We start from the raw sequence: 10699 nt of genomic DNA, 5'->3' as shown, positions 1-10699 counted from the left end.
GCCACCCTGCCGCCGGTGCTGGCGGCCGTCAGCGAGCGCACCCAGACGGACCGCGACGCCCTGCTGCGCGACCTGGACCGCGCCCGGGCCGACGGCCTGGCCCAGGAACACGAGGAAGTCGCCGCCGGCCTGCACTGCTACGCGGCCTACGTGGGCGAAACCGCCCTGGGCAAGCGCGTGGCGGTCAGTTCGTCGATTCCGGGCGACCGCCTGGACCCCGCCCATGTGCAGGCAGTAACCCAGGGAGTGCAGCGTGCCGCCCGGGCCATTGCCACCCGCGTGGCGCTGGCGCCGGATTCACGCTAAGCGCCCGGCCTGTAAGGGCTTTTTGACTTTTCCACAGGGCCGCGCTAGAATCTACGGTTCGGTGAACACCGAAATACCTATTTTTAAGGAAATCCCCATGTACGCGGTCGTAAAAACCGGTGGCAAGCAGTATCGTGTTGCCGCTGGCGAAAAACTCAAGGTAGAACAGATACCTGCTGACATTGGGCAAGAAATCACCCTGGACCAGGTCCTGTCGGTAGGCGAAGGCGACCAACTCAAAGTTGGCACCCCTCTCGTCGCTGGCGCCGTGGTCAAGGCAACGGTTCTTGCGCATGGCCGGCACGACAAGGTCAAGATCTTCAAGATGCGTCGGCGCAAGCACTACCAGAAGCATCAGGGCCACCGTCAGAACTACACCGAAATCCGCATCGAAGCCATCACGGCCTGACGATTCTTTCGGTATTGATTAGCAGGAGCTATCAACATGGCACAGAAGAAGGGCGGCGGCTCTACGCGTAACGGTCGCGACTCAGAATCGAAGCGACTGGGCGTCAAGGTTTTTGGCGGCCAACAAATCCCGGCTGGCTCGATCATCGTGCGCCAGCGCGGCACCCGTTTCCACCCCGGCACCAACGTCGGCATCGGCAAGGACCACACCTTGTTCGCGCTGATCGACGGCAAGGTTCAATTCGGCTTCAAGGGCGCATTGAACAAGCAGGTCGTGTCGGTCGTGGCGGCTGATTAACGGTTTACCGTTAACCCGTACGGCAAAAGCCCTGTCGCATGCGGCAGGGCTTTTTTGCTTTAGCACTATAGGTAGAACGCTTCCATGAAATTCGTCGACGAAGCCACCATCGAAGTCATCGCCGGCAAAGGCGGCAATGGCGTGGCGAGCTTTCGCCGCGAAAAATTCATTCCCAAGGGCGGCCCCGACGGTGGCGATGGCGGGCGCGGCGGCAGCATTTTTGCCATTGCCGACCGCAACATCAATACCCTGATCGACTTCCGCTACGCGCGCCTGCATCGCGCCAAGAACGGCGAGAACGGCCGCGGCTCCGACCAGTACGGCGCCGCCGCGCCCGACATCACCCTGCGCGTGCCGGTGGGCACCATGGTGCACGATGCCGACAGCGGTGAACTGCTGTTCGACCTCAGCCGCCACGAGCAGAAAATTACGCTGGCCGCCGGCGGCCAGGGCGGCATGGGCAACCTGCACTTCAAGTCCAGCACCAACCGCGCGCCACGCCAATGGACGCCCGGCAAGGAAGGCGAACAGCGCCGCCTGCGCCTGGAACTGAAAGTGCTGGCCGACGTAGGCCTGCTGGGCCTGCCCAACGCGGGCAAGTCCACCCTGATCAGCCGCATTTCCAATGCGCGCCCCAAGGTGGCCGACTACCCCTTCACCACCTTGCACCCCAATCTGGGCGTGGTGCGCACGTCGGCGTCGCGCAGTTTCGTCGTGGCGGACATTCCCGGCCTGATCGAAGGCGCCTCGGAAGGCGCCGGCCTGGGCCACTTGTTTCTACGCCACCTGGCGCGCACGCGTGTACTGCTGCACCTGGTGGACATTTCCTCGGTCGACCCCGATACCGACCCCATCGAGCAAGCCGTGGCCGATGCGCGCGCCATTGTCGAAGAACTGCGCCGCTACGATCCGGAACTTGCCGCCAAGCCGCGCTGGCTGGTGCTGAACAAGCAGGACGTGGTGCCCGATCCCGACGCCGCGCGCCAGCGCTTCATCGAACTGTTCGGCTGGCAAGGGCCGGTGTTCGGTATATCGGGCCTGAGCGGCGACGGCACCCAGGAACTGATCTGGGCGCTGCAAGACTACCTGGACGCTGAACAACGCAAAGAGCACGTCGCGCAAGACCAGGCCGACGGCACCTACGTGGCCGAAGACCCGCGCTTCGATGCCACCCGCGGCGACGCGCCCACCCCCCAGGCGCCGCGTGGCGGTGACGAATAAGCCATAATCGCACTCTCGTCTACCGCCGGCCGCGCCATCGCGGCTGTTCATTACCGCAACACCGGTCATCGCCATGACTGCCGACCATACTGCCGTTTCTGTCGTTGCCTCTGCCACCCGGCTGGTGGCCAAGGTGGGATCTTCACTCGTCACCAATGAAGGGCGCGGCCTGGACCGCGCCGCCGTCGCGCACTGGGCGGCCCAGATCGCCGCCTTGCGCCAGCAGGGCAAGCAAGTCGTGCTGGTGTCCAGCGGCGCCATCGCCGAAGGCATGGCGCGCCTGGGCTGGGCCAAGCGGCCATCGGTCATGCACGAGCTGCAGGCCGCTGCCGCCGTGGGCCAGATGGGCCTGTGCCAGGCATACGAGGCCGCCTTCGCCGAACACGGGCTGCGCACCGCGCAGATACTGCTTACCCACGAAGACCTGGCCGACCGGCGCCGCTACCTGAACGCGCGCAGCACGATCTTCGCTTTGCTGCGCCTGGGCGTGGTGCCCATCGTGAACGAGAACGATACGGTGGTCACCGACGAGATCCGCCTGGGCGACAACGACACCCTGGGCGCCCTGGTAACCAACCTGATCGAAGCCGATGCCCTGGTCATCCTGACCGACCAGCGCGGGCTGTACGATTCAGACCCGCGCAAGAACCCGGCGGCCGCCTTCATCTCGCACGCCCAGGCCGGCGACCCGGCCCTTGAAGCCATGGCGGGCGGCGCGGGCAGCGGCATCGGCACCGGCGGCATGCTGACCAAGGTCTTGGCGGCCAAGCGGGCCGCCCACAGCGGCGCGCATACCGTTATTGCTTCGGGGCGCGAACGCAATGTGCTGACCCGGCTGGCGCAGGGCGAGTGCATAGGCTCGGAATTGTGCGCCGTGCTGCCGGTATGGTCGGCCCGCAAGCAATGGCTGGCCGACCACCTGCGCCTGCGCGGTCGCGTGGTGCTGGATGACGGCGCGGTGCGCGCCCTGCTGCGCGAAGGCAAAAGCCTGCTGCCCATCGGGGTAGTGGATGTGCAGGGCGAGTTCGAGCGTGGCGATGTCGTGGCCTGCGTCGACGCCCAGGGCACGGAATGCGCGCGCGGCCTGATCAATTATTCATCGGCCGATACGCGGCGCATTTTGCGCCAGCCATCGTCGCAGATTGCCAGCATCCTGGGCAGCATGACCGACCCCGAGCTGATGCACCGTGACAACCTAGTGGTGATCTAAAACACTGTGCGCCTTTTTCAGGTGAGCCGGCCTTAGCTGTCGACGGCCGCGTCCAGCAGCTCGAGCTTGGCCGGCGCACACTCGGCTGATGGGCCGGCCAGGAAGATATACCCCCACTGCCGCACGGCCAGCAGCGGCAGGTCTACCCCCAGCCGCTGCGCCTTGGCGCGCAGGCGCGACACCATGACATCCACGCGGCGCAGCGGGCCGGACTGCGCCGAATCCGGCGACGGCGCGGCAACCAGCTGCTCGCGCGGCAGGCGATGGCCAGGTGCCGCCAGCAGCCGCGCAAAAAAAGCGCTTTCGGTGAAAGTTAGCGGCAGATACTGCCCCTGCGGTCCGGCCAGGGCCCTGCCGCCGTTCGCCAGACGCCAGGACACCCTGCGGGCCGCTGGCGGCGGGACTGCCGCCCACCGCAAGCGTACCAGTGCTTCGCCCAGCGCCACCAGTTCGCGCACATCCACATCGGGTGCGCAGCACGCCTGGGCACCCGCGCCCAGTATGGCAACGCGGCGCTCGACGTCGGCCGGTTCGATCAGCGCGATGACGATCGCCCTGGGCACGATATAACGCACCACTCCCAGCGCGTTGCGCAGGCCGAGGGCCTCACCTTCCAGCACCAACAGGTCTGGAGGATGCGTGGTCGACAGATCGGCCAACCGCGCCACGGGATAGTCGTGCACTTGCCAGCCCGCGGTAGCCAGGCTGCGGGCCAGAAAGCCGTGGCGCCGGCCGTGGCTGTGAATGACGGCTGCCCGGATTGCACTGCGCATAGTGTCTCGCTCTTAATTATTACTAAAGTAATAATCATGATCGCCAACGTAATCAGCGTGCGCGGTTCAATCGCCAGGTGAGGACATTTTCAGACCGATTGAAGCACGCACGCAAGCTGCGCCTGCACACGCAGCAGACGCTGGCCCGCGCCTGCGGGCTGTCCCAAAGCACGATTGCAAGTTATGAAAACGGCGAACGTCGATCCAGCCGTTCGTTTCGCAAGATTGCCGCCGTGTTGCGCGTGGAACTGGATTGGCTGGAAACCGGCAAGGGCCCCATGGAAAAGCCGGGCGCCTACTTGCTATCCGAAACGCCCGCCCCCCACACACTGATGGAATCGAGCGGCCCGGCGGGCAAGTCCGGGCCCGCCACCACATGGCCGTTCCCCAGCGTTCCGCCCATGCAGATCAACGCCCTGGCAACGGCCGACCGGCGCGAAATCGAGAAATGGCTGCGGATGATGGTGGATGGGTACTTGCGGGCCTACGAGGCCAAGGGACGGAAGCGCCGCGGGCCGTAGCCGCGGCGGCGCGTTTTCGTGGGCACTGCCAAGTGTCTGGCTCCCATGGCGCTACGTTAAGGCGAAAGAGGGCACTTTGCGGGGCATGGCCGGGTGCCTGGCTCCGAAGGTGCCAGGCACCGTTGCGCACCACGACAGTTTCAGTCGGACGGTGTCCGGCACCCTGACGGGAGCCAGACACCAGGCGGCCCGATGGCCTGCGGAACAGGCTGGCGTGCGTCAGGGAGCCTTGGACGCCGGCGCGGTGGGAGCCGATGGCGAGGGTGGCGTGGCCGACGAGGGCGTGGCAGCGCCGTTGGCGGGCGCGGGCTGGTCGCCGCGGATCTTGGCGGCGATTTCGGATGCGGCCTGGGCCGAAGGCACGCTGAACGCCAGCACGCCGCGGTTCAGCGGTTCGGCGATGCGGGGCGCGGCAACCAGTTCGCGGTCGATGACCAGGGCCAGCATGTTGCCGATGTTCTGGCTGCTGACATCATTCAGCTTGCGGGCGCCTTCTTCAGTAAAGCGCAGGCCCACGAAATTCTGCCCTTCGCGATCGACCAGCGCGGCGGCCTCGGTAAGGTCGCTGCGGGTCAGCACGGGCTGGCGCTGCATGTAAAGCGCGCCATCGGGAACTTTCACTTCCATCAGGCCAGGGCCCGATTTGGGCTGGGCAACGTAGAACTCGACCGCGGCGGCCGTGGCAGGCTGCTGTTGGCCGGCCGGCGGGGTGGACGTGGTGCTTTCTGCGTCTTTCTGAGGAGCGGTCTTGCAACCCGCGAGCACGAGCGTCAGGACAGCGAGCGCCGGGGCCAATTTACGTAAGGTCGGTTGCATGAGGATTTCCTTCTGATTTAACGGGAGCCAAGCCAGGCTACGTGCATCCCGGCGTTACAAAAAAGTGTACAGGCCTGGGGGCCGCACCGATAGCCCCAAGCGTGTACAGATGTAAAGCGGTAATACGGCCTATACTGCCGGTTCGCAGGGGTACTCGCTGCCATTTGTGGCGGCGTGTTGAGAGAGTCCCTTCGTACCAGTACGGATAATGCCGATGCTGGGAGCGTATTCCGTGCCTGCCTGGCCATTCTTACGGACAGGCCCCGCCTGGCCCGGAATTCATCCCTATTCGGCTCCAACTTTATCATTGGAGCTTTCCATGAATGCCAACCCGAAGTTCCTGGCAGCCACGGCCGAGGTCGATGCCGCTGCTGTCGCGCCGTTGCCCAGGTCTCGCAAAGTGTATGAAACCGGCAGCCGGCCGGATATCCGCGTGCCGTTCCGCGAAGTGTCGCAGGACGATACCCCCACCATGTTCGGCGGCGAGCGCAACCCGCCCCTGACGGTATACGACACCAGCGGCCCCTACACCGACCCGGACGCCAGGATAGACATCCGCCGCGGGCTGCCCGAACTGCGCCGGGCCTGGATCGAAGAGCGCGGCGATACCGAAACCCTGGCCGGCCCCACCAGCGATTACGGCAAGCTGCGCCTGGCCGATCCGCAGTTGACCGCCATGCGCTTCGACTTGCAACGTCCGCCGCGCCGCGCGCTGGCCGGCGCGAATGTCTCGCAGATGCACTATGCGCGGCGCGGCATCGTCACGCCGGAAATGGAATTCGTGGCCATACGCGAAAACCTGCGCCGCGAGCACTATCTGGATACCCTGCGCGCCAGCGGCCCCGACGGCGAAAAACTGGCCCGCCGCCTGCTGCGCCAGCATCCGGGGCAGTCGTTCGGCGCCGCCATTCCGGCAATCATCACGCCGGAATTCGTGCGCGACGAAGTGGCGCGCGGCCGCGCCATCATTCCCGCCAATATCAACCACCCCGAAGTCGAACCCATGGCCATCGGCCGCAACTTCCTGGTGAAGATCAACGCCAACATCGGCAACTCGGCGGTCAGTTCGGGCATAGGCGAAGAGGTCGAGAAAATGACCTGGGCCATCCGCTGGGGCGGCGACACCGTCATGGACTTGTCCACCGGCAAGCACATCCACGAAACCCGCGAATGGATCATCCGCAATTCCCCGGTGCCCATCGGCACGGTGCCGATTTACCAGGCCCTGGAAAAAGTGGACGGCAAGGCCGAGGAACTGACCTGGGACATTTTCCGCGACACCTTGATCGAACAGGCCGAACAAGGCGTGGACTACTTCACCATCCATGCGGGCGTGCGCCTGCCCTTCATTCCCATGACGGCCGACCGCATGACCGGCATCGTGTCGCGCGGCGGATCCATCATGGCCAAATGGTGCCTGGCCCACCACAAGGAAAGCTTCCTGTACGAACGGTTCGAGGAAATCTGTGAAATCATGAAGGCCTACGACGTCAGCTTCTCGCTGGGCGACGGGCTGCGCCCGGGTTCGGGCTACGACGCCAACGACGAAGCCCAGTTCGCGGAACTGAAGACGCTGGGCGAGCTGACCCAGGTGGCCTGGAAACACGACGTGCAGGTCATGATCGAAGGCCCGGGCCACGTGCCCATGCAGATGATCAAGGAAAACATGGAGCTGCAGCTGGAACACTGCCACGAGGCGCCGTTCTACACGCTGGGGCCGCTGACCACCGACATTGCGCCGGGCTACGACCACATTACTTCGGGCATAGGCGCGGCGCTGATAGGCTGGTACGGTACCGCCATGCTTTGCTACGTAACGCCCAAGGAACACCTGGGGCTGCCCAACAAGAAAGACGTGAAGGACGGCATCATCACGTACAAGATCGCGGCGCACGCGGCGGACCTGGCCAAGGGCCACCCGGGCGCGGCGATCCGCGACAATGCCTTGTCGAAGGCGCGCTTCGAGTTCCGCTGGGACGACCAGTTCAACCTGGGCCTGGACCCGGACACCGCCAAGGAATTCCACGACGAAACCCTGCCCAAGGACTCCATGAAAGTGGCGCACTTCTGCTCGATGTGCGGGCCGCACTTCTGCAGCATGAAAATCACGCAGGACGTGCGCGACTATGCCGCGTCGCAGGGCGTGAACGAGCAGGACGCGCTGCAGAAGGGCATGCAGGAAAAGGCGGTGGAATTCGTGAAGAAGGGGGTGGAGATCTATCACCAGGCATGACCGCGGGCCTGGTGATAGAGAGCGCCGTGCAAGACATGGCCGGGTGGCTGGCTCCCGCCAGGGTGCCAGACACCGTTGTGCGGCACGATGGTCTCAGTAGGACGGTGTCTGGCACCCTGGCGGGAGCCAGACACCCATGTATACCCGTGAACGCTCGCCGCGCTGGCTTAAGGTAGTGCCATGGGGGTCTGACCCAGTAGCGCCATGGACATCTGACACAGTAGCGCCACCATGGGTGTCTGGCTCCGATAGGTGCCAGACACCGTCGGGACGAGAGCCTGCCAGTTATTTCCCCCCCGCCACCTCGATAAACGACCCCGTGGTGAACCCGGCCTCGTCCGAGAAGAACCACATGATGGCGCCGGCCACTTCCTGCACTGTGCCGCCGCGCTGCAGCGGAATGGAACTGGCCAACCGGTCTACCCGCCCCGGCTCGCCGCCGCTGGCGTGCATGTCGGTATAAATGAACCCGGGGCGCACGGCATTCACCCGGATGCCGTCGCCAGCCACTTCTTTCGACAAGCCGATGGTAAGCGTGTCCAGCGCGCCCTTCGAGGCCGCGTAGTCCACGTACTCGCCCGGCGAGCCCAGCCGCCCCGCCACCGACGACACATTCACGATGGCGCCGCCCCGTCCGCCATGCTTGGGCGCCATGCGCCGCACGGCTTCGCGGCAACACACGAAAGGGCCCACCACGTTGGTGGCCAGGATGCGGCTGACCCGGTCGGCCGCGATGTCTTCGACCCGGCTTTGCGTTTCCACGATGCCCGCGTTGTTCACCAGTGCGTCGACGCGGCCCAGTTCGCTGTCCACCGTTCGGAACATCTGCATGATCTGCGCCTCGTCGGCCATGTCGGCGGCCACCGCGATGGCGCGGCCGCCATCGGCCTGGATGGCTTGCACCACTTCGTCGGCGGCATCGCGGCGCTGGCGGTAGTTGACGCAAACGGCAAAACCGCGGCGCGCCGCCAGGCGCGCGGTGGCCGCGCCGATGCCGCGGCTGCCGCCGGTGATGATCATGACTTTATCGGACTGGGACATAAGAAGCTCCGTACAGGGGTGAAGGGTCAGGCTTGCGCCGGCGCGCCGGCGGCGGCCCATTGCAGCGCGTCTTCGAGACGGTCGTTGCCCCAGAACATTTCGTTGCCCGCCATGAATGTCGGAGCGCCGAAAATGCCCAACTGCCGGGCACGGTCTACCTGCTTGCGCAATGCCTCTTTGGTGGATTCCTGGCGCGCCTGCTCGATCAGCGCCGGGCCGTCCTGCCCCAGGCCGGCCAGCAGGCGCTTGACCGCGCCTTCGTCCTGGATGTCCTGATCGTGCACGAAATTGGCTCGGAACACCGCCTGGCAGAAGGCATGCCCCCAGGACTGTCCTTGCCCCAGCAGGCCCACCCGAGCGGCCAGCACGCTCATGCGCGGGAAGACGCTGGGGCGCCGGTAGACAATGCCGTATTTGTCGGCCAGGCGGGCGATATCGCGCATCATGTAGGCGCCCTTGCCGGGAAACAGGCGGAACGGCGAGTCGTTCCAACCCTGGGCCTGGAAAATGGGCCCCAGCAAGAATGGCCGCAGCGCCACGGTGACGCCAGCCTGGCGGGCCAGGGGCTGGATGCGCTCGATAGCCAGATAACTATAGGGGCTGGCGAAATCGAACCACATCTCGCAGGGCAAGGGGGATGACGCGGTCATGCGGGAATCTCCAGGATCAGGGCCACCCGGCCATCGGGCAGCCCGCTCAGAACAATATCGCGATTGCCGCGCACCCGCACGGCATCGCCCGCCCCCAGCACGTGGTCTTCACGGCTACGCTCTTCGGACACCCATATGGTGCCGGCCTGGCAAAGAATACGCATGGCCAGGCGGCGCCTCAAGCGCACGGCGGCGCGCGCCGGCAGGGCCAATGACATTCCCGTGGGGCAATACAGCTGGATCGCGGGGCATTCCATGGCGGCTCCTGGTTCAGGCACGGCCCGCGGGCCGCTCGGCATACAAGTACGGGGTTGATGCCAATTGAACGCCCGGCGGGTACTATTGTTCAACCGATTTCCATGCCGCATTCGCATGCGCAACAGGAATGCCATTTCCCTTGTCCAAACTGCCGCCGCTGGACCTGGTACGGGGCTTCGTGGCCGTGGGCCGGCGCATGAGCATTACCGCCGCCGCCCAGGACCTGCACGTCACCCAGTCGGCCGTCAGCCGCCAGGTGCGCGCGCTGGAAGCGCACCTGGGCGTGGCCCTGCTGGCACGCGGCTTCCGTTCGGTGGCGTTCACGTCCGAAGGCGCGCAACTGTTCCGCATGGCCGACCCCTGGCTGACACAACTGGGCGAACTGGCGGGCCAATGGCGCGCGCCCGAGCGCCGCACGCCGGTTACCGTCACCACCACCATCGGCGTGGCCTCGCTGTGGCTGCTGCCGCGGCTGGGCGATTTCCAGGCGGCGCATCCCAGCATCGACGTGCGCGTCGCGGCGGACAACCGCGTGCTGGACATCGACCGCGACGGCGTGGATATCGCCATACGGTACAGCCCGCGCGAACTGGTTCCCGAAGGCGCGCTGCGCCTGTTCGGCGAGGCGGTGATTCCCGTGGCGCATCCGCAACTGGGGATGGCGCGGCTGGATGCCGGCAACCTGGCCGAGGTGGTGCTGCTGGAGTTCGACGACCCGACCCGCCCGTGGCTGCAATGGACGGAATGGCTGCAGGCGCACGGGCTGGCCGGCGCGCAACCCAAGGGCATGCTGCGCTTCAACCAGTACGACCAGGTCGTCCATGCGGCGCTGGCCGGGCATGGCGTGGCGCTGGGCCGGCAGGCCCTGATCGAGCCCCTGCTGGCGCAACAGCGCCTGGTCAGGCTGGGCGATGCGCTGCAAAGCGCCGCGCGCCACGGCTACTGGATGCTGCGCGGCACGCCG

General features: G+C 65.8%; 13 protein-coding genes and 1 riboswitch. Of the genes, 8 read left to right on the top strand and 5 right to left on the bottom strand.

Annotation, left to right across the window (positions count from 1 at the left end):
- The 5 genes from LPZ50_RS15715 to proB all read left to right on the top strand — a co-directional run.
- The coding region (locus LPZ50_RS15715) for an IclR family transcriptional regulator domain-containing protein (protein ID WP_329957667.1) at positions 1-306 on the top strand (306 nt) is incomplete at its 5' end.
- Positions 307-403: 97 nt separating this feature from the next.
- A complete protein-coding gene (gene rplU / locus LPZ50_RS15710) occupies positions 404-715 on the top strand; it encodes a 50S ribosomal protein L21 (RefSeq protein ID WP_012251502.1) in 312 nt (103 codons plus the stop codon).
- 36 nt (positions 716-751) lie between these two features.
- On the top strand, positions 752-1012 hold the full coding sequence (gene rpmA, locus LPZ50_RS15705; RefSeq protein WP_230662408.1) for a 50S ribosomal protein L27: 261 nt from the start codon (positions 752-754) through the stop codon (positions 1010-1012).
- Positions 1013-1096: 84 nt separating this feature from the next.
- The gene (gene obgE, locus LPZ50_RS15700) at positions 1097-2233 is read left to right on the top strand and encodes a GTPase ObgE (protein ID WP_230662406.1); all 1137 of its coding nucleotides are present in this window, start codon (positions 1097-1099) and stop codon (positions 2231-2233) included.
- Positions 2234-2306: 73 nt separating this feature from the next.
- Positions 2307-3443: a glutamate 5-kinase gene (gene proB / locus LPZ50_RS15695; RefSeq protein ID WP_230662404.1), complete on the top strand. Its 1137-nt coding sequence runs from the start codon at positions 2307-2309 to the stop codon at positions 3441-3443.
- Between the two features lie 32 nt (positions 3444-3475).
- On the opposite strand, the gene LPZ50_RS15690 is transcribed toward proB, so the two are convergent.
- Positions 3476-4216, bottom strand: a complete 741-nt coding sequence (locus LPZ50_RS15690) for a response regulator transcription factor (RefSeq protein ID WP_230662402.1) — start codon at positions 4214-4216, stop codon at positions 3476-3478.
- 98 nt (positions 4217-4314) lie between these two features.
- On the opposite strand from LPZ50_RS15690, the gene LPZ50_RS15685 reads away from it, so the two are divergent.
- Positions 4315-4737, top strand: coding sequence for a helix-turn-helix domain-containing protein (locus LPZ50_RS15685; protein WP_230662400.1), 423 nt, complete (start codon positions 4315-4317; stop codon positions 4735-4737).
- 219 nt (positions 4738-4956) lie between these two features.
- Here LPZ50_RS15685 and LPZ50_RS15680 read toward each other — a convergent pair whose 3' ends face one another.
- On the bottom strand, positions 4957-5553 hold the full coding sequence (locus tag LPZ50_RS15680) for a SecDF P1 head subdomain-containing protein (RefSeq protein ID WP_230662399.1): 597 nt from the start codon (positions 5551-5553) through the stop codon (positions 4957-4959).
- Positions 5554-5689: 136 nt separating this feature from the next.
- Positions 5690-5793: riboswitch (TPP riboswitch) on the top strand.
- Positions 5794-5872: 79 nt separating this feature from the next.
- Here LPZ50_RS15680 and thiC point away from each other — a divergent pair.
- The gene (gene thiC, locus LPZ50_RS15675; RefSeq protein ID WP_230662398.1) at positions 5873-7786 is read left to right on the top strand and encodes a phosphomethylpyrimidine synthase ThiC; all 1914 of its coding nucleotides are present in this window, start codon (positions 5873-5875) and stop codon (positions 7784-7786) included.
- 285 nt (positions 7787-8071) lie between these two features.
- Here the strand turns inward: thiC and LPZ50_RS15670 are convergent, their stop codons facing one another.
- The 3 genes from LPZ50_RS15670 to LPZ50_RS15660 are packed head-to-tail and all read right to left on the bottom strand — an operon-like array spanning position 8072 to position 9734.
- On the bottom strand, positions 8072-8827 hold the full coding sequence (locus LPZ50_RS15670; protein ID WP_230662397.1) for an SDR family oxidoreductase: 756 nt from the start codon (positions 8825-8827) through the stop codon (positions 8072-8074).
- A 26-nt stretch (positions 8828-8853) separates the two neighbouring features.
- Positions 8854-9477: a 2-hydroxychromene-2-carboxylate isomerase gene (locus LPZ50_RS15665; RefSeq protein ID WP_230662396.1), complete on the bottom strand. Its 624-nt coding sequence runs from the start codon at positions 9475-9477 to the stop codon at positions 8854-8856.
- Positions 9474-9734, bottom strand: a complete 261-nt coding sequence (locus LPZ50_RS15660) for a DUF2917 domain-containing protein (protein WP_230662395.1) — start codon at positions 9732-9734, stop codon at positions 9474-9476. Before LPZ50_RS15660 ends, LPZ50_RS15665 begins: the two co-directional genes overlap by 4 nt.
- Before the next feature lie 128 nt (positions 9735-9862).
- Here LPZ50_RS15660 and LPZ50_RS15655 point away from each other — a divergent pair.
- A partial coding sequence (locus LPZ50_RS15655) for a LysR substrate-binding domain-containing protein (protein WP_230662394.1) occupies positions 9863-10699 on the top strand: 837 nt, incomplete at its 3' end.

This window comes from Bordetella petrii, from assembly GCF_020991325.1.
Classification (GTDB): Bacteria; Pseudomonadota; Gammaproteobacteria; order Burkholderiales; family Burkholderiaceae_B; genus Bordetella_A; species Bordetella_A petrii_E.
The sequence above is the reverse complement of the archived record's forward strand: the minus strand, read 5'-3'. Positions and strand labels throughout refer to the sequence as shown.